Origin of the sequence: Coprococcus sp. AF99-45, from assembly GCF_027663865.1 — a bacterium.
Lineage (GTDB): Bacteria > Bacillota > Clostridia > Lachnospirales > Lachnospiraceae > Allocoprococcus > Allocoprococcus comes.
The window spans coordinates 1-1,891 of the sequence record NZ_JAQDGZ010000051.1 but is presented as its reverse complement, the minus strand read 5'-3'; the positions used below and the strand labels follow the sequence as shown (position 1 = coordinate 1,891).

Sequence of the window (1,891 nt, the reverse complement as noted above, 5' to 3'; positions counted from 1 at the left end):
GGCGAAGATGACCCGCATTTGAAAGTGCTGCAAGCTGCCCATATCAGTGATGATGAATATTTCAGCCACATGGTTCTGGATGACCTCAACCTGATTATCCGGGATATTCGGGAATCCCGCAAAAAGGACAGTGAAAGTGCGCACCAGACCAGCGTTGCCGATGAACTGAAAGAAAATCTGGAAGCCGTCGAAAATTTCAAGGGCAGCCGTTTGGAAAAACTGGCAATGCTTTACTGCAAGCAACTCGGTATCAACTACAAAAATTTATCGGAAGAAGAATTTCGCTGGCTGATTCGGATTCTCCAAAAATCAAAGAACATGGGAACGCCTATCAGCCAGAGGAAAAAATGGTAAAGAACAACCGCTGGTGCATGGTTTGTTGGCTTCATTCCATGTAGCAGCGGTTCGTGCTGTGATTATTCAGTTAGAATTTCTGAAAGACAAGCTGGAAGTTATAGTGCAATCTTTTTCCATTTTCTAATCTTGGTTCTAAAGGTTCCGAACGGAGCAACTGTATTAACATGTATGAATTTGTATACTTCCCAGACGGCTGTTTTAGTTGCTTCGTCAGCCCATTTTCTCATATGTGGTTTAAATAATTCTTCCTCACTCAGAGAATCAATCATTGCATAAATAGAGTTGATATTCTCATTCAATCTGTCTTTCAATTCTTGCAGTGACAGCTGGGCATATGTATCTGTGAACCATTGATATAATTCGCCAAGCTGATTCCACTTAAAATTATCCGAAGGAGTTTTGACAGGAATACCCTTTCTTTCGTCTGATTCCCATTTAATAACAAGAGTTGTCCAGCCGACCTGATAAGCAAGATTTTCAGCTGGAGTTCGATCGATCTCATCAACTCTCTTATCTTTTAAATGCTCAGGAATATCATTAAATTCTGAAATATACTTTGCAAAGCTTTTATTTATCTCGTTTTTAAGCTCGTCTTTATTCTCATATGTTCTCAATAGTCTATCCCCCTCAGCTTCCGATTTTCCGGTTTCAAAAACAGGAATTTTCAAATTAGTCTTTGCAAATAACCTTTGAACCTTCACCATCAATTACAATTCCCTGACGGTTGTTAATTGGGCATAGATTCAAATCCGAAAACTCAGTCATTATTTTCTCGGTAACTTTCTTAAATGGTGCTGTAAGATAATGCGGAAGAACATAGAAATCAATCAAATCAAGCCCTGCATCATCTTCTTGTGAGTAGTCCTCTGGCTTTTCATCCATTTGCTCGATATATTGGATGCTTGGAGCGCATATAATTGCGCCTGCCGACTCGCCAATCATCAATTTTCCATTTGCCAATTCCTTTTTCAGCAGCCCATCAGCTCCCGTCTTACGGAGCTGGTCCATAAGAAAAAAAGAATTTCCGCCGGTAAAATATATCACATCTGCATTTTCAAAAACAGACTGTATCGTTGAATAAGCCTCCGTTGAAATATCAATTTCAGTTACGATTGCTCCCAACTTTTTGAATAATTTTCGAGCCGAGCCGACATAACCGATGTAGCCTTCACGCAGCGAAGCTGTTGGAATAAATGCGACTTTCTTATTTTCAATTTCTTCCTTTATCAGACTTCCTACACTTGAAAAGTGCGAACATAAAAATAGTTTCATCAATATTCTCCTTTATAGATTTCGATTTATCATAATTATTCTACCATATCGTTATGAATAAATCATCTCATGCAAAACAATTTCTTCTGCCCGGTTGCGAATGTTATTGCAACGCTGCACCCATTCCATTTGACAGGTACGCTTTAATTCCTCAGTCACACCCTCGGCAGCTTTCATCTGCTCCATGATGGTATCGAACCGCTTCTGTGCCTGTTCGTTCAGGTCTGCAAGATATGTCCACAATTCTCCGGTCAGTATCAAT

3 protein-coding genes and 1 pseudogene are annotated in these 1,891 nt (G+C 39.8%); 1 reads left to right on the top strand and 3 read right to left on the bottom strand.

Features of this window, described 5'->3' with window-relative positions; all coding sequences use genetic code 11:
* Window positions 1-354, top strand: a pseudogene (locus PGR14_RS15930) (helix-turn-helix domain-containing protein); the annotation flags it as partial.
* A gap of 98 nt (window positions 355-452) precedes the next feature.
* On the opposite strand, the gene PGR14_RS15925 reads toward PGR14_RS15930, so the two are convergent.
* The 3 genes from PGR14_RS15925 to PGR14_RS15915 all read right to left on the bottom strand — a co-directional run.
* Entirely contained in the window at window positions 453-971 is a 519-nt protein-coding gene (locus tag PGR14_RS15925) for a ClbS/DfsB family four-helix bundle protein (protein ID WP_007047424.1), read from the bottom strand.
* Between the two features lie 55 nt (window positions 972-1,026).
* On the bottom strand, window positions 1,027-1,629 hold the full coding sequence (locus PGR14_RS15920; protein ID WP_007047425.1) for a Type 1 glutamine amidotransferase-like domain-containing protein: 603 nt from the start codon (window positions 1,627-1,629) through the stop codon (window positions 1,027-1,029).
* Between the two features lie 51 nt (window positions 1,630-1,680).
* Window positions 1,681-1,891: TnpV protein (locus tag PGR14_RS15915; RefSeq protein WP_270223712.1), on the bottom strand; the 211-nt coding region annotated here is incomplete at its 5' end.

Bases quoted from the DNA above. Each gene is read 5' to 3' on its own strand.
- PGR14_RS15920 (WP_007047425.1), bottom strand. From the start codon at position 1,629: ATGAAACTATTTTTATGTTCGCACTTTTCAAGTGTAGGAAGTCTGATA.